Source organism: Pseudomonas sp. BTN1 (genome assembly GCF_001907715.1).
Classification (GTDB): Bacteria; Pseudomonadota; Gammaproteobacteria; order Pseudomonadales; family Pseudomonadaceae; genus Aquipseudomonas; species Aquipseudomonas paracarnis.
Map to the genome: position 1 here is coordinate 105342 of NZ_MPBM01000032.1, position 21665 is coordinate 127006.

21 protein-coding genes are annotated in these 21665 nt (G+C 62.2%); 10 read left to right on the forward strand and 11 right to left on the reverse strand.

Annotation, left to right across the window (positions count from 1 at the left end; translation table 11 throughout):
- Nucleotides 1–48 precede the first annotated feature (48 nt).
- Both BMH52_RS16820 and BMH52_RS16825 read left to right on the forward strand, forming a co-directional pair.
- Nucleotides 49–441 carry a MerR family DNA-binding transcriptional regulator gene (locus BMH52_RS16820; RefSeq protein WP_003192195.1) on the forward strand — a complete coding sequence of 131 codons (393 nt, stop codon included), beginning with the start codon at nt 49–51 and terminating at the stop codon, nt 439–441.
- A 16-nt stretch (nt 442–457) separates the two neighbouring features.
- Nucleotides 458–1360, forward strand: coding sequence for a hydroxymethylglutaryl-CoA lyase (locus BMH52_RS16825; protein ID WP_014718953.1), 903 nt, complete (start codon nt 458–460; stop codon nt 1358–1360).
- Nucleotides 1361–1998: 638 nt separating this feature from the next.
- On the opposite strand, the gene BMH52_RS16830 is transcribed toward BMH52_RS16825, so the two are convergent.
- A complete protein-coding gene (locus BMH52_RS16830; RefSeq protein ID WP_073844391.1) occupies nt 1999–3630 on the reverse strand; it encodes an AMP-binding protein in 1632 nt (543 codons plus the stop codon).
- A gap of 150 nt (nt 3631–3780) precedes the next feature.
- Between BMH52_RS16830 and BMH52_RS16835 the strand changes: the two genes are divergently transcribed.
- The 4 genes from BMH52_RS16835 to BMH52_RS16850 all read left to right on the forward strand — a co-directional run bounded on the left by BMH52_RS16835 (nt 3781) and on the right by BMH52_RS16850 (nt 9426).
- Nucleotides 3781–4944: an isovaleryl-CoA dehydrogenase gene (locus BMH52_RS16835; protein ID WP_073844393.1), complete on the forward strand. Its 1164-nt coding sequence runs from the start codon at nt 3781–3783 to the stop codon at nt 4942–4944.
- Nucleotides 4945–4956: 12 nt separating this feature from the next.
- Nucleotides 4957–6564 (forward strand): carboxyl transferase domain-containing protein, encoded by a 1608-nt coding sequence (locus tag BMH52_RS16840; RefSeq protein ID WP_073844395.1) that lies wholly within the window; start codon nt 4957–4959, stop codon nt 6562–6564.
- Nucleotides 6565–6697: 133 nt separating this feature from the next.
- Nucleotides 6698–7504, forward strand: coding sequence for a gamma-carboxygeranoyl-CoA hydratase (locus tag BMH52_RS16845; RefSeq protein ID WP_014718957.1), 807 nt, complete (start codon nt 6698–6700; stop codon nt 7502–7504).
- Entirely contained in the window at nt 7501–9426 is a 1926-nt protein-coding gene (locus BMH52_RS16850) for an acetyl/propionyl/methylcrotonyl-CoA carboxylase subunit alpha (RefSeq protein ID WP_073844397.1), read from the forward strand. The genes BMH52_RS16845 and BMH52_RS16850 overlap by 4 nt, the downstream gene beginning before the upstream one ends.
- On the opposite strand, the gene BMH52_RS16855 is transcribed toward BMH52_RS16850, so the two are convergent.
- Nucleotides 9423–10058: a LexA family transcriptional regulator gene (locus tag BMH52_RS16855; RefSeq protein WP_014718959.1), complete on the reverse strand. Its 636-nt coding sequence runs from the start codon at nt 10056–10058 to the stop codon at nt 9423–9425. The genes BMH52_RS16850 and BMH52_RS16855 overlap by 4 nt on opposite strands.
- A 187-nt stretch (nt 10059–10245) precedes the next feature.
- Here BMH52_RS16855 and BMH52_RS16860 point away from each other — a divergent pair, with 187 nt between their 5' ends.
- Entirely contained in the window at nt 10246–10539 is a 294-nt protein-coding gene (locus BMH52_RS16860) for a DUF6124 family protein (RefSeq protein WP_014718960.1), read from the forward strand.
- 465 nt (nt 10540–11004) lie between these two features.
- Nucleotides 11005–12156: a M14-type cytosolic carboxypeptidase gene (locus BMH52_RS16865; RefSeq protein WP_014718961.1), complete on the forward strand. Its 1152-nt coding sequence runs from the start codon at nt 11005–11007 to the stop codon at nt 12154–12156.
- 51 nt (nt 12157–12207) lie between these two features.
- On the opposite strand, the gene BMH52_RS16870 is transcribed toward BMH52_RS16865, so the two are convergent.
- Entirely contained in the window at nt 12208–12747 is a 540-nt protein-coding gene (locus BMH52_RS16870; RefSeq protein WP_073844399.1) for a cytochrome b, read from the reverse strand.
- Nucleotides 12744–13826: a catalase family peroxidase gene (locus tag BMH52_RS16875; RefSeq protein WP_014718962.1), complete on the reverse strand. Its 1083-nt coding sequence runs from the start codon at nt 13824–13826 to the stop codon at nt 12744–12746. Before BMH52_RS16875 ends, BMH52_RS16870 begins: the two co-directional genes overlap by 4 nt.
- 167 nt (nt 13827–13993) lie before the next feature.
- On the opposite strand from BMH52_RS16875, the gene BMH52_RS16880 reads away from it, so the two are divergent.
- Both BMH52_RS16880 and BMH52_RS16885 read left to right on the forward strand, forming a co-directional pair.
- Nucleotides 13994–14500 (forward strand): sigma-70 family RNA polymerase sigma factor, encoded by a 507-nt coding sequence (locus BMH52_RS16880; RefSeq protein WP_014718963.1) that lies wholly within the window; start codon nt 13994–13996, stop codon nt 14498–14500.
- Complete coding sequence (locus BMH52_RS16885; RefSeq protein ID WP_014718964.1) at nt 14497–15234, forward strand: anti-sigma factor; 738 nt, start codon at nt 14497–14499, stop codon at nt 15232–15234. Before BMH52_RS16880 ends, BMH52_RS16885 begins: the two co-directional genes overlap by 4 nt.
- Here the strand turns inward: BMH52_RS16885 and BMH52_RS16890 are convergent.
- The 7 genes from BMH52_RS16890 to BMH52_RS16920 form a co-directional block, all read right to left on the reverse strand.
- Complete coding sequence (locus BMH52_RS16890) at nt 15231–16151, reverse strand: spore coat U domain-containing protein (RefSeq protein ID WP_073844429.1); 921 nt, start codon at nt 16149–16151, stop codon at nt 15231–15233. The two genes, BMH52_RS16885 and BMH52_RS16890, sit on opposite strands and share 4 nt — an antisense overlap.
- Before the next feature lie 77 nt (nt 16152–16228).
- Complete coding sequence (locus BMH52_RS16895) at nt 16229–18577, reverse strand: fimbria/pilus outer membrane usher protein (RefSeq protein WP_073844431.1); 2349 nt, start codon at nt 18575–18577, stop codon at nt 16229–16231.
- 72 nt (nt 18578–18649) lie between these two features.
- Nucleotides 18650–19438 (reverse strand): molecular chaperone, encoded by a 789-nt coding sequence (locus BMH52_RS16900; protein ID WP_014718967.1) that lies wholly within the window; start codon nt 19436–19438, stop codon nt 18650–18652.
- Between the two features lie 26 nt (nt 19439–19464).
- Nucleotides 19465–19953, reverse strand: a complete 489-nt coding sequence (locus BMH52_RS16905; protein ID WP_073844401.1) for a spore coat U domain-containing protein — start codon at nt 19951–19953, stop codon at nt 19465–19467.
- A 2-nt stretch (nt 19954–19955) separates the two neighbouring features.
- Nucleotides 19956–20498, reverse strand: a complete 543-nt coding sequence (locus BMH52_RS16910) for a spore coat protein U domain-containing protein (protein ID WP_003192220.1) — start codon at nt 20496–20498, stop codon at nt 19956–19958.
- An 18-nt stretch (nt 20499–20516) separates the two neighbouring features.
- Nucleotides 20517–21062: a spore coat protein U domain-containing protein gene (locus BMH52_RS16915; RefSeq protein ID WP_014718969.1), complete on the reverse strand. Its 546-nt coding sequence runs from the start codon at nt 21060–21062 to the stop codon at nt 20517–20519.
- Nucleotides 21056–21547, reverse strand: coding sequence for a spore coat U domain-containing protein (locus BMH52_RS16920; RefSeq protein ID WP_093114405.1), 492 nt, complete (start codon nt 21545–21547; stop codon nt 21056–21058). Before BMH52_RS16920 ends, BMH52_RS16915 begins: the two co-directional genes overlap by 7 nt.
- Nucleotides 21548–21665: the final 118 nt, after the last annotated feature.

Genomic DNA, 21665 nt, shown 5'->3' on the forward strand with positions numbered 1-21665 from the left:
ACGTCAACCTGCAATTAGCTTAGCGCCAAGACTTCCTTGAGCACCGCCATGAGCACCACCTACAGCATCTCCGACCTCGCCCGCGAGCTCGACATCACCACCCGCGCCATTCGTTTCTATGAAGAACAAGGCCTGCTGGCCCCCGAACGTCGGGGCCAGGAGCGCATTTACTCGGCGCGGGACAAGGTCAGCCTCAAGCTGATCCTGCGTGGCAAGCGCATCGGCTTCTCCCTGGCCGAATGCCGCGAACTGATCGAACTCTACGACCCCACCGGCGGCAACCAGATCCAACTCAACAGCATGCTGGCCAAGATCGCCGAACGCCGTGAACAGCTGGAACAACAACTGCTGGATATCGAACAGATGAAGCTGGAACTGGACACCGCTGAAGAGCGTTGCACCCAGGCCCTGGCGCAGACCATCAGCCAAGCCGGCCATTGACCAGAAGGTAACTGCCATGTCCCTCCCCTCCCACGTACGCCTGGTTGAAGTCGGCCCGCGCGACGGTTTGCAGAACGAAGCCCAGCCCATCAGCGTGGCGGATAAAGTCCGATTGGTAGACGCGTTGAGCGCCGCTGGCTTGAGCTATATCGAAGTCGGTAGTTTTGTCTCGCCCAAATGGGTGCCGCAAATGGCAGGTTCAGCCGAGGTATTTGCGCAGATCCAGCGCAAGCCCGGCGTGACCTATGGCGCACTGGCACCGAACCTGCGCGGGTTCGAGGATGCGCTGGCGGCCGGGGTCAAGGAAGTCGCGGTGTTTGCGGCGGCGTCCGAGGCGTTCTCCCAGCGCAATATCAATTGTTCCATCAGCGAAAGCCTGGAGCGCTTCGCACCGATCATGGCCGCCGCCAAGCAGCACGGCGTCAGCGTGCGCGGTTATGTGTCCTGTGTGCTGGGTTGCCCCTATGAAGGCGAGATCGCCCCAGAGCAAGTGGCGGCCGTCGCCCGCGAGCTGTATGCCATGGGCTGCTATGAAGTGTCCCTGGGCGACACCATCGGTACCGGCACGGCGGGCGCTACCCGGCGCCTGTTCGAAGTGGTCGGCGCCCAAGTGCCACGGGACAAGCTGGCCGGGCATTTCCATGACACCTACGGGCAGGCCATCGCTAACATCTACGCCAGCCTGCTGGAAGGCATCACGGTGTTCGACAGCTCAATCGCAGGCCTGGGCGGCTGCCCTTACGCCAAAGGCGCCAGCGGTAACGTCGCCACCGAGGACGTGCTGTACCTGCTCAACGGCCTGGGCATCGACACGGGCATCGACCTGGAACGCTTGATTGGCGCCGGCCAGCAGATCAGCCAGGTGCTGGGACGGCCTACGGGTTCCCGCGTGGCGAAGGTGCGTAACGCAGGTGAGTAGCACAGCTGTGAGAATGTGTTACCGCTTCCCGGCATAACGGGTAACGCGGGAACAAAATCCGCCGTGCAAACTGAAAGAAAATACTGACAAAAAACCAACTCGTTGATTTTAAAGGCTTTTAAAAAGTTGGCACGCCTTCTGCTATCTCTATGGCATAACAAGAATAAAAAGCGCCAAACCTAATAAAAATAAGACGAAACGACTCTGACATAACAAAAACAACACGGCAGAGACGCAGCTAACAGATTTTTTTGGAGAAGATGTGCTTCCCAGGGTACGGCATGCCGCAACCCGCAACCGGATAGAGAAAAATAAAACTACCTCAGGTAGCTACCCACTGGTTGGATCGTTTACGAAGAAGCAGGTCAGCGTTCAAAAAAATACGTTTGCTCTTGACCCCGGATGGGGGTCGCCAAAAAAAGCGGTACGGGCCACGGCTACCAAAAACAACAACAGGCCGCCCCTCAATAATAAGAAAAGAGCACGCAACGACAAATTAAAGGGGACCTTCGGGTCCCCTTTGTGCTTTCTGGGTTTCACTATTTGGGTGGCACAGCAGGTTCGCGGGCTATCAGGTAAATGTGGGCCGGCAGTCAGGCCGCCATCGCAGGCAAGCCAGCTCCCAGGGTTTGACGTTGTCAGCGCGCTTGCAGCTCCTGGATGGAAATCTCGCGCATCCGAAATTTCTGAATCTTGCCCGTCACCGTCATCGGAAACTCATCCACGATCTTGAAATACCTGGGCGTCTTGAAATGGGCGATGCGGTCCTTGCACCAGCTCAACAACTCCAACTCATTGGCCACCTGACCGGGATGGAACTTGATCCAGGCAACAATCTCTTCGCCATAACGCTCATCCTGGATGCCAACGATCTGCACGTCCGCCACCGCCGGGTGAGTAAAGAAAAACTCTTCCAGCTCCCGCGGGTAAACGTTCTCCCCCCCACGAATGATCATGTCCTTGTTACGCCCGGCAATGCACACGTAACCCTCCTCATCCATGGTCGCCAGGTCACCGGTATGCATCCAGCCGGCATCGTCGATGGCCTCACGGGTGCCTTCAGGGTTGTTCCAGTAACCCAGCATCACGCTGTAGCCCCGGGTGCACAGTTCACCGATCACGCCACGGGCCACGGTGTTACCGGCCTCGTCGACAATCTTGGTTTCCAGTTGCGGTTGGGTGCGGCCCACCGTGGTGACACGCCGTTCGATATCGTCATCTGCGCCGGTCTGCAGCGACACCGGGCTGGTTTCAGTCATGCCATAGGCAATCTGCACCTCTGCCATGTGCAGCTCATGGATGACCCGACGCATCACCTCGATCGGGCATGTCGCCCCGGCCATGATCCCGGTGCGCAGGCTGGACACCTCGAACTCGGCCCGGCGTGGGTGATCGAGCAGCGCGATAAACATAGTCGGCACGCCATATAAGCCGGTGGCTTGTTCTTCGGCGACGGCGCTCAGCGTCAGCAACGGGTCGAAGCCGTCATTGGGGTAGATCATGGTGGTGCCGTGGGTGATACAACCGAGGTTGCCCATGACCATGCCGAAGCAGTGGTACAGCGGCACTGGGATCACCAGGCGGTCCCCTGCCGTCAGGCCCAGGCTTTCACCGACCATGTAACCGTTATTGAGGATGTTGTGGTGACTGAGGGTGGCGCCCTTGGGGAAGCCGGTGGTGCCGGAGGTGTACTGGATATTCACAGGTTGATCGAAATGCAGGCTGGCCTGACGGCTTTGCAGTTGCTCGGGCGGCACGCCTGCGCCAAGGGCCGCCAACTGCGACCAGGGCATGAATTCAGGCGGCGGGCTGGGGTCCAGGCTGAGAAGGCCGCGAAGCTCGGGCTTCAGCGCCTGGAGCATGGCGTGGTAATCGGAGCTTTTGAACGAGCCGGCGCATACCAGCCATTGGCAGCCGGATTGTTTGAGCACGTAGTCCAATTCGCTGCTGCGATAGGCCGGGTTGATATTGACCAGGATCACCCCGAGCTTGGCGCTTGCCACTTGGCAGATCAGCCACTCGGCACAGTTAGGCGCCCAGATACCCAGGCGGTCACCGGTTTGCATACCCAGGGCGAGGAACGCGCGGGCGTGCAGCTCAACCGTCTCGGCCAGCTGCCGCCAGGTGTAGCGCCGCTGCTGGTGGCGCACCACCAAGGCTTCGCCATCTGGATACTGCGCAACGGTGTGATCGAATGCCTGGCCAATGGTCATGGCCAGCAAGGTCTTGTCCTGGGAGCCACGGCTGTAGCTCGGGTGCAGTTGATCCATAACGACCCCTGTTATCTTTTTTGTAGGTTGACGTATACGTAAACTACGATTGACAGCGCCGTAACGCAAGCTTACGTTAACGTAAAGGTGAGCGCCCTCCTCCCGCGCCCCGCCCACACAACAACAAAGCTCACATTAAGGTGCCTGTCCATGAGTTACCCGTCCCTGAACTTCGCCCTCGGCGAGACCATCGACATGCTGCGCGACCAGGTGCAGTCCTTCGTGGCCAAGGAGATCGCAACGCGCGCGGCCCAGATCGACATCGACAACCTGTTCCCCGCCGACCTGTGGCGCAAGTTCGGCGACATGGGCCTGCTGGGCATCACCGTGCCCGAGGAATACGGCGGTGCCGGCCTGGGTTACCTGGCCCATGTGGTGAGCATGGAAGAAATCAGCCGTGGCTCGGCCTCGGTGGCGTTGTCCTACGGGGCGCACTCCAACCTGTGCGTCAACCAGATCAACCGCAACGGCAACCACGCACAAAAACTCAAGTACCTGCCCAAGCTGATCAGCGGCGAGCACATCGGCGCCCTGGCCATGAGCGAGCCGAATGCCGGTTCCGACGTGGTGTCGATGAAACTGCGCGCCGACAAGCGCGGCGACCATTACGTACTCAATGGCAGCAAGACCTGGATCACCAACGGCCCGGACGCCCATACCTATGTGATCTACGCCAAGACCGACCTGGAAAAAGGCCCCCACGGCATCACCGCCTTCATCGTCGAGCGCGACTGGAAAGGCTTCAGCCGCAGCAATAAATTCGACAAGCTGGGCATGCGCGGCTCCAACACCTGCGAGCTGTTTTTCGACGACGTCGAGGTACCCGAAGAAAACATCCTCGGCGTGCTCAATGGCGGCGTGAAAGTGTTGATGAGCGGCCTGGACTACGAGCGCGTGGTGCTCTCCGGAGGGCCTACCGGGATCATGCAGGCATGCATGGACTTGATCGTGCCCTACATCCACGACCGCAAGCAGTTCGGCCAGAGCATCGGCGAATTCCAGTTGATCCAGGGCAAGGTCGCCGACATGTACACCCAACTCAACGCCAGCCGCGCCTACCTCTACGCGGTGGCCCAGGCGTGCGAGCGTGGCGAGACCACGCGCAAGGACGCCGCGGGCGTGATCCTCTACAGCGCCGAGCGCGCCACGCAAATGGCCCTGGATGCGATCCAGATTCTGGGCGGCAATGGCTATATCAACGAATTCCCCGCCGGGCGCCTGTTGCGTGACGCCAAGCTCTACGAAATTGGTGCGGGCACCAGTGAGATTCGGCGGATGTTGATCGGTCGCGAACTGTTCAACGAAACCCGCTGAAGGAGCACGCCCATGGCCACCCTGCACACCCAGCTCAACCCGCGTTCTGCGGAATTTTCCGCCAACCGCGCGGCGATGCTTGAACAGGTCGACGCCCTGCACAGCCTGCTCGCCCATGTCCATCAAGGTGGCGGCGCCAAGGCCCAGGAACGCCACACCTCACGCGGCAAACTGTTACCCCGCGAGCGTATCAACCGTCTGCTCGACCCGGGCTCACCGTTTCTCGAGCTGAGCCAACTGGCCGCCCACCAGGTGTATGGCGAAGACGTCCCGGCTGCCGGGGTGATTGCCGGCATCGGCCGGGTGGAAGGTGTCGAATGCATGATCGTGGCCAACGATGCCACGGTCAAAGGCGGCTCCTATTACCCGCTGACCGTCAAAAAGCACCTGCGCGCCCAGACCATCGCCGAGCAGAACCGCCTGCCGTGCATCTACCTGGTGGACTCCGGCGGCGCCAACCTGCCGCGCCAGGACGAGGTGTTCCCCGACCGCGAGCACTTCGGGCGGATCTTCTTCAACCAGGCCAATATGAGCGCCCAGGGCATTCCCCAGATTGCCGTGGTGATGGGCTCGTGCACCGCCGGCGGCGCCTACGTGCCGGCCATGGCCGACGAAGCGATCATGGTGCGCCAGCAAGCCACCATCTTCCTCGCCGGCCCGCCGCTGGTGAAGGCCGCCACCGGTGAAGTGGTGAGCGCCGAAGACCTGGGCGGTGCCGATGTGCACTGCAAGGTCTCGGGCGTAGCCGACCACTATGCCGACAGCGATGAACACGCCCTGGCACTGGCACGGCGCAGCGTGGCCAACCTCAATTGGCGCAAGCAGGGTGAGCTGCTGCAACGCCCGCCGGTGGCGCCGCTGTACAGCAGCGAAGAGTTGTACGGCGTGATCCCGGCGGATGCCAAGCATCCCTTTGATGTGCGCGAAGTCATCGCACGACTGGTGGACGGCTCGGTGTTCGATGAGTTCAAGGCCCTGTTCGGCACGACCCTGGTGTGCGGCTTTGCGCACTTGCATGGCTACCCGATAGCGATCCTGGCCAACAACGGCATCCTCTTCGCCGAAGCCGCGCAAAAAGGCGCGCACTTTATCGAACTGGCCTGCCAGCGCGGGATTCCGCTGCTGTTCCTGCAAAACATCACCGGCTTTATGGTCGGCCAGAAGTACGAAGCCGGCGGCATTGCCAAGCACGGCGCCAAGCTGGTCACCGCCGTGGCGTGCGCCAAGGTGCCGAAATTCACCGTGATCATCGGCGGCAGCTTTGGTGCGGGTAACTATGGGATGTGTGGCCGCGCCTATGACCCGCGCTTTTTGTGGATGTGGCCCAACGCACGCATTGGCGTGATGGGGGCCGAACAGGCCGCCGGGGTGTTGGTGCAGGTCAAGCGCGAACAGGCTGAGCGCGCCGGCAACGGTTTCAGTGCCGAGGAGGAAGACGCGATCAAGCAGCCGATCCTCGACCAGTATGAAACCCAGGGCCACCCCTACTACTCCAGCGCGCGCTTGTGGGATGACGGCGTGATCGACCCGCTGCAGACCCGTGACGTGCTGGCCCTGGCCTTGTCCGCCGCACTGAACGCCCCCATCGAGCCGAGCCGCTTCGGCGTGTTCCGCATGTAGCCTGTAGGAGCGAGCTTGCTCGCGAAGAACCTCAGGGCAACGCGGTCATTCTGAAGCCCCGCGTTATCGTTGACGATCTTCGCGAGCAAGCTCGCTCCTACAGCAGGCCTCTCATTATTTCGGAGCTCCTTGCATGAGCGACTTCAACACCCTCGAACTGATCACTGACCGCCGTGGCTTTGCCACGCTGTGGCTCAGCCGCGAAGCCAAGAACAACGCGTTCAACGCGCAGATGATCCGCGAGCTGATCCTGGCCCTTGACCGCGTACAAGGCGACCCGTCCCTGCGCTTCCTGGTACTGCGCGGGCGTGGCAAGCACTTCAGCGCCGGTGCCGACCTGGCCTGGATGCAGCAATCGGCCGAGTTGGACTACCACACCAACCTGGACGACGCCCGGGAACTGGCAGAGCTGATGTACAACCTGTCCAAGCTGAAAATCCCCACGCTGGCGGTGGTGCAAGGTGCGGCCTACGGGGGCGCGCTGGGCCTGATCAGCTGCTGTGACATGGCCATCGGTGCCGATGATGCGCAGTTCTGCCTGTCGGAAGTGCGTATCGGCCTGGCGCCGGCGGTGATCAGCCCGTTCGTGGTGCAGGCCATCGGCGAACGCGCTGCCCGTCGTTATGCACTGACAGCCGAGCGGTTCGGCGGCCAGCGCGCACGGGAGATCGGCTTGCTGGCGGACAGTTATCCGGCCGAGAGCCTGGATCAACAGGTGGACCTGTGGGTCACCAACCTGCTGCAAAACAGCCCGGCGGCCATGCGTGCCAGTAAGGATTTGCTGCGCGAAGTGGGCAACGGTGCCCTCACCCCCGCATTGCGACGCTATTGCGAAAATGCCATAGCGCGTATTCGGGTGAGCGCCGAGGGCCAGGAAGGTTTGCGCGCGTTTCTGCAAAAGCGTGCGCCAAGTTGGCAAAATCAGGAGCCACGCTCATGAGCACACTCACCACCGTTCTGGTGGCCAACCGTGGCGAGATCGCCTGCCGGGTCATGCGCACCGCCAAGGCCATGGGGTTGACCACCGTGGCTGTGCACAGCGCCATCGACCGCGATGCCCGCCATAGCCGTGAAGCCGATATCCGCGTCGACCTGGGCGGCAGCAAAGCCACCGACAGTTACCTGCAAATCGACAAGCTGATTGCCGCCGCCCACGCCAGCGGCGCCCAGGCGATTCACCCCGGCTACGGCTTCCTTTCAGAAAACGCCGGCTTCGCCCGTGCCATCGAGGCGGCAGGCCTGATCTTCCTCGGCCCGCCCGCCTCGGCCATCGACGCCATGGGCAGCAAATCCGCGGCCAAGGCCCTGATGGAGACGGCTGGCGTACCCCTTGTGCCGGGTTATCACGGCGAGGCCCAGGACCTGGAGACCTTCCGCGCCGCCTGTGAGCGTATCGGCTACCCGGTGCTGCTCAAGGCCACGGCGGGCGGCGGTGGCAAGGGTATGAAGGTGGTCGAGGACGTCAGCCAACTGGCCGAAGCCCTGGCCTCCGCCCAGCGTGAGGCGCTGTCGTCGTTCGGCAACGGGCAGATGCTGGTGGAGAAATACCTGCTCAAGCCGCGGCATGTCGAGATCCAAGTGTTCGCCGACCAGCAAGGTCATTGCCTGTATCTCAATGAGCGCGACTGCTCGATCCAGCGGCGTCATCAAAAGGTCGTGGAAGAAGCACCGGCGCCGGGCCTGACTGTTGAGCAACGCCGGGCCATGGGCGAAGCAGCTGTGCGCGCTGCCCAGGCAATCGGGTATGTGGGCGCAGGTACGGTGGAGTTTTTGCTGGATGCCCGTGGCGAGTTTTTCTTTATGGAGATGAACACGCGGTTGCAAGTGGAGCATCCGGTGACCGAAGCGATTACCGGCCTCGACCTGGTGGCCTGGCAGATCCGGGTGGCCCAGGGTGAGGCGCTACCGATCACGCAAGAACAGGTCGCGTTGAACGGTCATGCAATTGAAGTGCGGTTGTATGCCGAAGACCCGGCCAATGACTTTCTGCCCGCCACCGGGCACCTGGCGCTGTACCGCGAGTCCAGCCAGGGCCCTGGACGCCGCGTGGACAGTGGCGTCGAGCAAGGCGACAGCGTGTCGCCCTTCTACGACCCGATGCTCGGCAAGTTGATTGCCTGGGGTGAAGACCGCGAACAGGCGCGCCTGCGCTTATTGAGCATGCTGGATGAGTTTGCGGTCGGCGGGCTCAAGACCAACCTGGGCTTTTTGCGGCGCATCATCGGGCACCCTGCGTTTGCCGCCGCCGAGTTGGACACCGGGTTTATCCCGCGCTATCAGGATGAGCTGTTGCCGACGCCAGGGGCCTTGAGCGATGAGTTCTGGCAGGCGGCGGGCTCGGCGTTTATGCAGAGCTTGCCGGCGGGTGACGGGCCTTGGGCCAATCGCCAGGGCTTTCGTGCGGGCCTGCCTGCCGAGGTGTCGCTGCACCTGAGCTGCAATGGGCAGGATCGGTTGGTGACACTGACCGGGCAACCGTCTCAGTTATGCGGCGAACAGTTGCTGACTGAACATCAGGGCGTGCGCCGTTCTCATCTGGCGGTGCGCAGTGAAGGCAGCCTGTACCTGCGTTGGGACGGCGAGATGCATGCCGTCAGCCTGTTCGACCCGATTGCGGCGGTCGAAGCCAGTCAATCTCATCAGGGCGGCCTCACCGCACCGATGAACGGCAGCATCGTGCGAGTACTCGTGGAGGTGGGCCAAACTGTTGAAGCCGGCGCTCAACTGGTGGTGCTCGAAGCCATGAAGATGGAGCACAGCATCCGGGCGCCCCACGCCGGGGTGGTCAAGGCGCTGTTCTGCCAGGAAGGTGAAATGGTGGCAGAAGGCAGCGCGCTGGTGGAGCTTGAAACGGCCGGCTAGAACTTCGCCGTGGCTTGCACCACCACACCCAGGAGGCGGCAGCCGTCGGTGAGCAGCACCTTGGGGTAAGTGGGGTTGAGCGGCACCAGGTAGTGCTGGCCGCTTTCTTCCTGCAATCGGCGAAAGGTGGCCTGGGGGGTGCCAGCCCATTGGGCCACCACCAGCCTGCCGGGCTCGGGCGCGATGGCCGGGTCAACCAGGATCATCATGCCAGCCGCAATGCTCATGCCCGTGGGGGCGGTCATGGCGTCTCCCGTCACCGGCAGCCAGAATGCCTCGCCTCGGGCGTGGTAATCGGTCAATTCGTAGCGCTCGGTGCTATAAGGCGCACGCTCTTCACGCAGCTCGCAGGCCTGCTTCCAGTCGCTGACCGGGTAGCGGAAATACGGGTTGTAGTGCGCTTCCCGTTCAGGCACTTGCGCGGCCCGTTCACGAATCTCCAGCGCCACCTCCAAATACCCCAACCCCAGTTCGGCCAGCACGCGGTTCATGTCCGCCAGGCTCGGCACGCGGCGTTTATTGAGCCAATGGCCGATGCCGCCCTGGGACATCCCCAGGCGCTGCGCCAGTTCATCCTGCGTGACCTTGCGGTCTTTCATGTTGGCTTTGACCAACGCTATCCAGTTATCCATGGCGCATCACAATACGGCGCCCATTTTTGCGGGCAATAAACAGTTTGTAGTAATCCATAAAACGACAGGAATACGATACGTACTATCATCAAGCCCAAGGATTTCGACACCCACCGGAGTACTGCCGCTTATGACGACCCGCACACACCCAACGCCCGACACATCCGAACTGACTGAAGTAAACGACATGTGCAACAGTGGCGCAGCCCAGCGCGCACTGGACTACTACTTGAAAGAAAATCGGTCGACGCCGGATTCGGACGGGGCCATGTTCGCGATCAAATCCGATGTCAGCCAGGAGGAAGCCCTGATACACGCCTCGGACCTGTTGCGCAGTGCAGCGGCAACCGCCTACGAGTCGGCGTGCAGCCATCAGGGCAACCAACGCGACCTGGCGTTTTCAGTGGTGTATTTGATCGATATGGCGAAGGCGATGGTGGAGCGGTCGTTGCAAGCGCCCAGAGCGGCGGCAAACGCGTAGCAGGCATGAAAGAAAAATATTTCTATCCCACGGATAAAAACATTTGACTTGCAAATGATAATGATTATTATTGGGCTCAGCTGATCGCAAGATCAGTCGATAGACCAAGAGACCTTAGGTCGGACTCTTGGAATATCTCCTCATCAGGCTAATCACGGTTTTTGACCCGGCTCTTTGGCCGGGTCTTTTTTTTGCCAGTTTTCCTGGCGTGGCTTCAGGCTAATGAAGACTGTGTGTTGCTTGATGCCGCGCATGGTAGCAAAAGACTATCGCCCAACGAAAGTCGTCCGAGTGCTCTAGCGCGTATCTCTGCGAATTAGCGCTTGAGAATCAATCTCATAGACTCTAAGCTGCGGCGGCGTCAGGGATGACGCCCCCTCCCCCTGCAACAATTTTTGCATCCAGGTTTTACCGAACGCCTGTGTAAGATAGCCGCCACATCACTCATATTCAGGCAACCAGACTATGACCGTGGCCTTGACCTCCATCAAGATCAGCACCGACTTCGACAGCGGCAACATCCAGGTCCTGGATGCCAGCGACGCTTATCAGTTGTTGCTGGCAATCAATCCCGACACCCGCAGCGATCACTACCAATGGTTCCACTTCAAGGCCGAAGGCATGCACGTGGGGCACACCCACACCTTTCGCTTGAGCAACGCAGGGCGCTCGTCCTACAAGCATGCCTGGAGCGGTTACAACGCCGTGGCGTCCTATGACCATATCAACTGGTTCCGGGTACCGACGCGCTTTGATGGCGAGATCCTGCACATCACCCTCCAGACCCGGCAAAAGTACGCCTGGTTTGCCTACTTCGAGCCCTACAGCCGTGAACGTCATGACTGGTTGATCGAGCAAGCCCTGAAGTACGCCGGGGTCACCCTGCTAGCCACCGGCAAGAGCGCTGAAGGCCGCGATATCCAACTGCTGCGCCGTGGCAAAGGGATCGAAGGCCGGCGCAAGGTGTGGATCATCGCCCAGCAGCACCCCGGCGAGCACATGGCCGAGTGGTTTATGGAGGGCGTGATTGAGCGCCTGCAAAAGGACGGCGACGACGAACTGAAAAAACTGCTGGCCGTCGCAGACCTGTACCTGGTACCGAACATGAACCCGGATGGCGCCTTCCATGGCCACCTGCGCACCAACGCCATGGGCCAGGACCTTAACCGCGCATGGCAAAGCGCCAGCCAGGAACTCAGCCCGGAAGTCCTGTTCGTCCAGCAACAGATGGAAAAATACGGCGTGGATATGTTCCTCGACATCCACGGCGATGAAGAAATCCCCTACGTGTTCACCGCAGCCTGCGAAGGCAACCCCGGCTACACGCCGCGCATCGAAGCCCTGGAAAAACATTTCCGCAGCCATTTGAGCCACCTGACCCGAGACTTCCAGACCACCCACGGCTACACCCGCGACCTGCCTGGCCAAGCCAACATGACCCTGGCCTGCAACGCGGTGGGGGAAAAGTACGACTGCCTGTCCCTGACCCTGGAAATGCCTTTCAAGGACAACGACGACGCACCCAACCTGCGAACTGGCTGGTCAGGCGATCGTTCGAAACAGTTGGGCAAGGACGTCTTGAGCAGCGTCGCTGATATCGTCGGGCGTTTGCGCTAACCCCTGAGGCGAGCTCTGGTGACGAGCGAGCTTGCTCGCCACCAGAAGCAGTCAATCCTTGCTGCCGGTCATGCTTTGCAAGACGCCATCGCGGCGGATCAAACCGTGGAATAACGCGGCTGCCAGATGCACCAGCACGGTGAGAAACAGCAGATAGGCCAAATAACCGTGAGCCTTGCGCAACAACGCAAACAACGGCGCATTCGCCCCCAGCAGCGCGGGCAGTTGCAGGTTACTACTGAGCATCACCGGGTCACCGGCCGCTGAAATCATCGCCCAACCCAGCAGCGGCAACACCAGCATCAACACGTACAACAGCACATGAGAGGCCTTGGCTGCCAGCCTCTGCCACACCGGCAAATCCGCTGGTAACGGCGGCTGGCGGGTGGAAAAACGTACCGCCAGGCGCACGATCACCAGTGCCAGAATCGCAATGCCCAGCGGCTTGTGCAGGTGGATCAGCCACTCATGGCGCTCCGACACCGACGACGCCAGACCCGCGCCGATAAACAGCATGGCGATGATCATCAACGCCATCAGCCAGTGCAACACGCGCGCCAAGGGCGCAAAGAACCGTGGTTGAGCATTCATGGCTTCGACTCCTGAGGGGCGCTGTGCAACGGGCTGACTTCACCGGCGCGGCGCAGGTACGAACTGGCATACGCGGCCGAACGTGCGGCCAGCAAGGGGTCGTTGGAGGCTTGGATACCACTGGGCAGAATCAACGGGTCAAAGTTGATATCGCGGCAATCACCGTCTGCCTGGGGCTGGCTGCTTTGCAACACCAACGTGCCGGCATTGAGTACCTTGTGCGCGCCGGTCCAGGTCTTGCTTGCATCGTCCAGCGGGTCGCCGGGGTTGGCCAGGGTCATGTTCAACTGCCAACGCAAGGGCCCGGCAGCCAGGCGTCGCACCAAATCCTGCTCCAGGAAGTCACTGCCAGCAGGTGCGGTATCACCCGCCGCATCCTGGCTCTGGGGCACCACCTCCCAACGCACGGCCTGGCGCGAACCATCGGCAGCCACCAGGTAAAACGCGTTGATGCCGTTATAGGTTTCAGTCGCATAACTGGCCGATGGCCTGGCGGTCTTGACCCAGGCCAAGAATGGCGCTGTCTCCGGGTGTGCGGCAAAAAAAGCCGGCATGCTCGACGGGTTCGGCTTGCCAGTGGCCGGGTCTGGCGCGCCGGCCTTGAGCAACTGGTAGAACGCCTCGGGCGTACCCACCGGGAACACCGGCATGCTGTTCATCCCTGTACGCCATTGCTGGCCGTTGGCCTGGCTGAACTGCACGGCGAAACTGCGAATCGGCACACTGCTGTCCGGCGCGTAGGGGTTGCCGCTGGGCAAGGCAAACCGGCCGATGATCGGGGTCTTGGCCTCGCTGAACACCTGGGCGCTGGAATAGGCACGGGCCTCGGTACTGCTCTGGAAATAACCCGCCACGCATACGCCCTTGGCATGGTTACGGCGAAAACCCGGATGCACGCCGTTATTGGTTTCCAGGGCATTGACCAAGGTTTTTGGCCGCAGGCGTTGTGGGTCGAGCGTGCCATTGACGTAGGCAAATGCGCCGGCAACAACCGCAACCACGGCACCGATGCCGGCGAGTCGTGCGATCAGGCTCGCAGTGCTCAAGGGAGGACGGGGTGGTGATGAGTGATCTACCATGCAGGAACTCCAGGGCCAGAGGCCTCAGGCTTAAACATAAGGTCGGAGCATTAAGACGAACGCCGATGGGCTCTATTCCCAGGCCCTGGATTTATTTTGCGGGACGGGGAATAACCTTCAACGCCAAACGTCTCTCTAGTCCCAGCGTAGTGATCAGCCAGACACCCATGCATGAACTCGACGAACAGTTACGCGAACTCATCCCCAGGTTGCGGCGTTTTGCCGTGTCCCTGACGCGCAACAGCAGCAGCGCCGATGACCTGGTGCAATCGACCCTGGAACGCGCGATCGTCGCCTGGGCCGATAAACGTATCGAGGGCGACCTGCGCGCCTGGCTGTTTTCGATCCTCTACCGGCAGTTCCTCGACGCCCACCGCCGCAACCGCCGCTATGCGCGCATGCTCGAATTCTTCACCGGCCGCGATGACGTGCAACCTTCGGTAGAACGCACGGTGCTGGCCCAATCCACCCTGCAAGCCTTCGACCAACTGAACACCGAACAGCGCGCCCTGTTGCTGTGGGTGTCCGTCGAGGGCTTGAGCTACAAGGAAGTGGCCGAGATCCTCAAGGTGCCCATCGGCACCGTAATGTCACGCCTGTCCCGCGCACGCCAAGCGTTGCGTCAGCTCAGCGATGGCGAAATGGCCGGCCCTGCCCTGCGGAGACTCAAATGATCAGCCTGCCCCCCAGCGAACGCGATTTACATGCCTACGTCGATCACCAATTGCCGGACACTGATCGCTGTGTGCTTGAAACCTGGCTGGCCAGCCACCCCGAAGTGGCGGCCCGGGTACAGGCCTGGCAACAAGATGCGCAGTTGCTGCGCGCGTCGTTGAGCGGCGCCCTGCAACAGCCGCACAACCCGGCATTGGACCCGGCGCTGATTCGCCAGCGCATCAAGAAACAGTCCCGTCGGCACTTGGCCACGGCGGCGTTGTTGCTGATCGCCGTGAGCCTCGGCGGGGTTGGCGGTTGGCACGCCCGTGAAGCCACCCAGCCGCCGCTGTTGCCGATGACCGACGCCATGCAGGCCTACCGCCTGTTTGCCCAGGACGGCATCATGCCCGCCGACTACAACGCTCAGGACCCTGGCACCATGCAGGCCTGGCTCGACCGTTATTTCAACCAGGCCCATCGCCTGCCCGACCTGAGCCAAGCCGGTTTCAAGCCGGTCAGCGGGCGCCTGCTCACCACCGACCAAGGCGCGGCAGCCATGGTGCTGTACCAGGACGCGCAAGGCCGGCGCATCAGCTTCTATATCCGCCCGCCGGGCCCGAACAACGGTTTCCTGCCTCGCGGCAGCCGCAGTGCCGATGGCTTGCAGGCCGACTACTGGTCGGGCGGCGGCTACAACTACGCGATGGTCAGCCCGGTGGATCAGGCCGCCGCGTTGCAGACGCCATTCTAGAAACCGACGTCCAGCACCACGTTATCCAGATAGGTGCCAGCCGGCGGCGTGGGCTGGTCGGTGTAGACCTTGGCGTTGTAGTTGTACACCTGGCTGCCATTACCCAAGCCGTTGCCGGGATTGACCTCGGCCGTGGAGCTGGCCCGCCGCGCCGCGCCGACACTGCCCCAACGCGTGGTGCCGGCACTTTTGAAAATGTCATAGGCCAGGTAATTGCCGCCGGAAACCATGCGCCGCCGGCCGCCGACACTCACCGGGTTCTGGCCATCGCTCAAGCCCACGGTATAGGCGCTGCCCTTGGTGCAGGCGATGTTGATGGTCTGCCCGCTCACCGCACTAAACCCACTGACCACCGGCGCGCTGCCGAAGCTGATATTCGGGGCGGTGATCTGGCAATCGTTGGTCACGGTCATGCTGACGGTCAGGGACGCCGTGCCGCTGCCAATGTCACGTCCCAGGCAAATGCCGCCAAGGCCGATCCCCGAGCAATAATTCCACACCCAGGCGATGCTCAATGTCTCGGTGTACACCCCGGCGGCGACGTTGCTGCCAGTGATGCTGCTCAGGTACAACGGCACAGTTTTCGCGCCGGGCCCGGCGATCAGGCCGATGCTCTGGGCGATGCCGCCAGCGCCGCCGAAATCGAATTGGCTGCCACGGGTGATGGGATAGCTGGTGCTGTTATTGCCATAAATCGTGTAGCTGATCACATCACCGGTCGGCCCGACCAAACCGGTCTGGGCCGAGGTGATCGTGGCGTAAAAATGGTCGGTGGACACCAGCAGCGATATCAGCGCCGAGGTGCAACTCAACCCTGAGTTGGCCGTAGAGCTGGTTTGCGCGGCGGTGCGCACCGTCATCGAACTGATCGAACCAAAACTGGCCGGCACGGTGGACACCACCGAACACGCCGCCATGGCCTGCCCGCAAAACAACAAACCCACGCCATACAACCCTACGCTGCCCTTCACCTGAACACTCCCTGTTCGATCCCTCATTGGCACACTAATGGCCCGATCAAGGGCACGTCCTGTTGCTGCTCGTCCATATCGAAGGTTGCCTGGCAGGTGCGGCCCTCTCCCAAAGTGACCTGCAAAGTGTTGTGGGCGCTGAGGTTTTCCAGATACACCAGGCCATCCCAGCCGACCACCGCCTGGGTGTTGCTTTGCTCGTGCACCACCAGGCTGCCCAGCGGCAACTCCTGATGCTGGCGGTCCACCAGGGTGATGCTTGCAGCGAGCACCCGGCGCAGGGGGAATTCCAACAAGTAACCGCTGCCACGGCGTACCGATACGCGCTGTTCCACATTGGGGCTTTGCACATTCGCCGGCAGGTTCAACGGGTCGATCTCGTATTTGCCGCGGTAATAGGCACTGCTCCACGGCACCAGCAAATGGCCGTTGCGGTCGGTCTGGCCCACCAGTTGGTTTTCGTAGCGCACCGGAATCCCGGCAAAGCCCTGGGTGCTCACGACCACAAAGGCGTCATTGATGCGGTTGGCGGCAAAGGTTTCGCCGCCCATCCACACCAGCGAGCCGCTGGCATCGGCCCAGCGCGTCATGGCCTCGCTGCTGCCGTACACGCCGGCCTGCAACTGCACCGACTGCAAGCGCCAGGTCAGGTCGGCCTGTCGATAGCTGGGGGCATCGCCCTGGGCATAGCCGAGGTTGTAGCCCACCCCGCCTTCGCTGGGCACCGCGCGGCTGTAGTTGATGCGCTGGCGACTGGCGCCGTCCTTGCTGCGCTCGGTACTCAAGGCCAGGCTGCCGTTGAGGTCGAACGGGATGACCAGTTGCGCCTGCATGGCCCAGTTGCTGTCACCGATTTCGCGGTTGGCTGACAGATAAAAGCTGGTGTTGCGCCACAACGGTTTGCTCCAGCTCAGGTTGAGCAGGCGCGTGCGCGAGTCGTCCGCCGCCTGCACGTCGAAATAACCCAGGCCCAGGCTGCCGAAACGTTGGAGGTTGAGGCTCAGGGTCACCTGCTCGCTGCGCTTGCTGAGGCTGGCGTAAGGGGTATCGACCAGGGTCAGGTCGGCGTAGTCGTCGCGGCGCTCCACCCGTTGGTACATAAAGCTGTAGCGCGTGCTGTTGTACTGGTAACCGAGGCTCAGTTGCTGGCCCGTGCGGCTGTCGAACTGGCTCTGGCTGAGGGCGGTATTGAGCACGCCGAAGTTGCCCAGGCGCAGGTTGCCGCCGAGCCCACCGAGGGTCAGGTCGCTGGAGGCTTCGGCGTGGCTTTCCAGGGTCAGGTTATCGGAATAGCCGTAGCGGAACGTGCCACTGGCCACGCCCGGCCCGTAGCCGAAGTCCCGCAGGGTGTAGTCACGGCGCAAGGTACCGGCGGCCAGCGAAAAATCCGTCAAGCCTTGTTGCAGCAAGGTGCTGGTGACGTAGAACGGCACCGTGGTCGACACTTGGCGTCCCAGGGCGTCGGTAGTGACCACCACGGCCTCGCCGGCACCGTTGATAAACGGGATGTTGGTCAGGGTGTAGGGGCCGGGTTGCAACTGTGCGCTGTCGGATTTATAGCCGTTGATAAACAGATCCACCGACGACGGCACCGCCGCCTCACCGGCAAACTGCGGCAAGGGGTACGTGACCAGGTCGGGGCGCACGGCAAAATCGCGCGACAGTTGCACCCCGCCCAGGCGCACCGAACTGCTCCAGGGCAGCGCGCCGCTGATCACGTCGCCAGCCTCGTAGGTCAGCAGGCGCTCATCGTCGGAGAAACGCCAGGTGGTGTCGTAACGTCGGTAACCATTGTTGAGGGTACCGCCGCTGACTCCGTCGGACAGGGTCTGGCGCAGTTGCCCGGTGTTGGACAAGGTGCCCCAGGTGTCGAACAGCCGCACTTCGTTCCACGCCGCGAGGTAACTGCCGCCGTCGTCGGTGTCATTGAAATACACGTCATAGTTGAGCAAGGCGCCGAAGCTGCTCATGGCCTGGGTACGCGAATAGGTATTGCGGTTGCCGATGAACTGTTCCTGCAGCCAGGAAGGCGGCACATCCAGCAGCAGGCGCTGGCCGTTGCTGTCGTAGTCGCTGTGCAGGCCCGGCACCTGGTCCAGGGCCACACTGCCGACGGGCTCACCGGGCAGTTTCATGCCCACGTCCTGCAACGCGCTGGCCGGCACAAACAGCTGGCCGGCGCGCTGCTCGACCGCGATAACGCGGCCGGTGTCCATCTGGTTGACCACCAGTTCCAGAAACAGCTGTGCATCGGCAACTGCCTCCATGCTGCCGGGCGGCGGCGGCAAGTCGCCCGCCATCGCTGCGCCCCACAGCCCGCTTGCCACTGCCACCGACGGCCATAAAACCCGAGCCCAACCACGACTCACCATGGCGTTGTGTCCTTCAATGGACATCTCCATCCTGTGAAAACCCGGGCGTGTGCCCGTTGCGCTACATAACGGTTAGCGCTTGGGCGCCAGGCTCTCCAGTTGCGGCGCGCCGTTGACCCTGACCTGCAACGGCTGGTCGGCCGATACGGCGTCCGGCACCGGCCAACGCATGCTCGCGCCCGGCAGCACATAGCCGAGCAAACCGTCCACCAACGGCCGGGTCTGCCCGCCCTGTTTGAATGACGCATCGGTAAGCCGCGCATGCACGGCGCCCTGGTTGCGCACCTCGATGTAGTTGCGCCCTGCCACGTTGACCTTTTGCCAGCTTAACTGCGGCTTGCCCGCGCCCTTGGGATCGCGCTGCCGGGTAGCGTCATCTTTGCTCCACAAGCCGGCGCCGTAGGCAAACAGCGGCACCGAATAACGCATCTGAAAGCGAATCGCCGCCGCCGTGTTCTTGCCCTCCGGCGGCGCCGGCACCTGCAACGCCGAGGGGATTTCATCAATGATGATGCGATAGGCCAACTCCTGCCCCGGCGGCACTTCCCGGGTGCGGGTCAGGCGCACCAGTTGCTTCTGGCCCGGCTCGATCTTGGCCACCGGCGGGCTGCCGATCACATCGCGCTGGTTCTGGTACTGCTCGTCAAAGCCATTCTGGCTCCAGGCAAACACGCGGATCTGCAGGTTGGCGGTCTCGGTGCCACGGTTCTCCAGCCACAGCGCGCTGGCCTGTTGGTCAGCCTCCAGCACCGGGTCGATGGGCCAGATCAGCACCGAACTGGCCGCCTGTACAAACCCTGCCGAGCACAACGCCCCCAAGGCGAAACCCGCGGTCCATAACCGTCGCAAAGCACAACCCATGACACCCCTCCTTAAAACCGTTAGCCCTACCACGTCAGCTGCACCTGCAGCGTGTCGCTGTACGTCCCCCCAGGCTGATTGCCCGGTAAAACCACCCGCCCGTAAATCGGCAGGCTGATGTTGCTCGCATCGCTGTAGGTCACGCTGACGCTCTGGTTGATCCCCAGGCTCTGGCTGAACGCCGCATCGCGAAACAATTGGTAAGCCACCCGCGCGCTGCCACTGTTGATCTGCAAATTGCGCCCGGTGCTGCTGTACAGGCCGCCATCCACGCTCATGCTCAGGGCCACGCCCGGTGTGCATTGCAGGGTTACGCCGCCAGTGAGAGCCGCTGTGACCGTGCTGGTGGCCAGGGCCGAATAGCTGCCGTAGGCCAAGGTGCCGTAGTTGGCGCCGCCGCCCACGATCAAACAGCCCGGCGTGATGGTCGCACTCACCTGGAAGCTCTGGTTGACCACCGCCGACAGCGGCAACGGTATCGCCAGGCCGATGGCGAGCAACACCCTGGGCCACATCGTTAGAACGTCAGTTCCACGGCCACGGTGTCGGTGTAGGTGCCCGCCGGCAGTCCCGCCTTGCCCACCGCCCGGCCGTAAAGGTTGACGGTCTGCGCCACGCCGGTACTGGTGGCGAGGGTCACCACGCCGTCAATCGCCAACAGCGCTGAACGCCCGCTGTCAGTGTAGAAATCGTAGGGCACGAAGTTACCCACGCCATCGGCCAGCGCACGGGTGCCACCGGGGGAAGCACCGTCGTGGGCGCCGGCACGCACCTTGATCGTTGGCGCGGTGCCAGCCGAACACAGGATCGACAACGCCCCGCCGGTACCGGTGCCGCCGAGCAGCTGGGCGTCGGCATTGGTAAACAGGCTGTTGGTGGTGCCGAAGTTCAAGCTACCGAAATTCAACCCGGTGGCCGCCCCGGAGCCGTTGACTTGGCAACTGGCGATCAAGGTCAGGCTGGAACTGATCTGCCCGGTCACCGTGGTCGCCGCGTTCAGGCTGGACGCCAGCCCCAGGCCCAGGGCACAGAGGCCGATTCGCGATACAAGTACATGCATGATATCCATCCTCATGGTTTACCAATCCAGAGTCACCGTCAGGGTGTCTGTGTAGAGGCCGGCCGGTAGGGCCCTGGTATTCGCCACCACGGAACCGAATACCGGGATCGGTACCTGGGTGCCCTGGGTCACGACGAAATTGCGTTGCTGGCCGATCCTGTAGGCACTGCGCCCCTGTGGGTCAGCCGACAGTCGATAGGGAATGGTCTGGCGGCCATTGCTCAGGCGCCGCGTGGTCCCGTCGCCGTTAGCCCCCCCATCGATGGTCACCGTGAAACTGCTGACCACCGAAGGATTGCAGGACACCGACAGCGGCGCCTTGTCGCCATCGGAGATCGCCGCGTCCAAGGTCTCGTTCCACGTCGGCCCCTGGCTGCCAAAGTCCAACAGCGCGGTGCCGCCTTCGGGTGTGACCGGCGCGGTTTCCACGCCCTTGCTCACTTCGCAACTGGCGGTGATTACCAACCGCGCATGGACCTGGCCGTTGACCACCGCCGCCTGCGCGTCATCCGCCAGCAACAGCAGGCCACCCAGGGCCGTCACGGCCAGGTAGCGGCTTACCATGTGACCGTGACCTTGAGCAGGTCGGAATAACGGCCGACGGCGGGGATGTCCTTGAGCGGTTCGATGCGTCCATACAGCGGCAGGTCGACAGAGCCAGTGTCCGGCACGCGGCCACTGATCGGCACGTCCACCGGCAAGGGGATCAGCCGCGCGGCGTCAGCATAGATTCGATAGGGAATGGGCCGGCTGGAGGGCGCCGGATTGGCGAGATAACGCACTTCGCCGGCGCCGCCATGCAGGCCGCCGTCAACGCGCATTTGGTAAGGCGTGTCGGGGTTACATTCCAGGCGCGGCTGGCGCTGGCTGATCAGGGCCGCACTCAGGGGGCCGGCCGGGTCATCCAGACGCGGGCCGCTGCCGAAATCCAATACGCCAAGTTGCTCGATGCCCGCATTGCGGGTGGTGCCCACCAACTGGCAACCCCGCTGCACGTCGATGCGCACCTGCACCTGGAGTTGCGCAGCAAACACCGTGTTGCAGAGCATCGTGCCCATGACAGCCAATACCGCCGGTCCCTTCACAGCCCCAATTCCTTATACAGGGGTGACAACTGTGTATGAGGTTAGCCAGTTAACGCGAAAGTGCCAGTTTGCAAGGTTTGGG